The sequence below is a fragment of the Variovorax sp. Soil_C_17 genome, assembly GCF_057657265.1.
This window is the reverse complement of the sequence record NZ_JBDGIT010000076.1, coordinates 1-227: the sequence shown is the minus strand read 5'-3', so window position 1 is coordinate 227 and position 227 is coordinate 1. Positions and strand designations below refer to the sequence as shown.

The 227-nt window shown below is 63.0% G+C and carries 1 protein-coding gene; it reads right to left on the bottom strand.

Features of this window, described 5'->3' with window-relative positions:
- A partial coding sequence (locus tag AC3A6Y_RS35105; RefSeq protein WP_487872805.1) for an IS1096 element passenger TnpR family protein occupies positions 1-227 on the bottom strand: 227 nt, incomplete at both ends.

Genomic DNA, 227 nt, shown 5'->3' with positions numbered 1-227 from the left:
CCCTCGTCGAGAAGATCGTCCAGCTCGTGCCGGGATCTGCTCTCGCCGATCAAGGTGTACTCGAACCGAGTGGCCATAAACGCATGTGGCCCGCCGCAATCCTCTGGCGGTGCCGCGCGCCGGCCTGCGATGCACACCGGGTACACCCCCTTGGGATCCAGGGGCAACGTGTCCTCGATGCGCAGGTCGTGCACCCACAAATCGCCGAAGTCATATTCGTAGGTGAA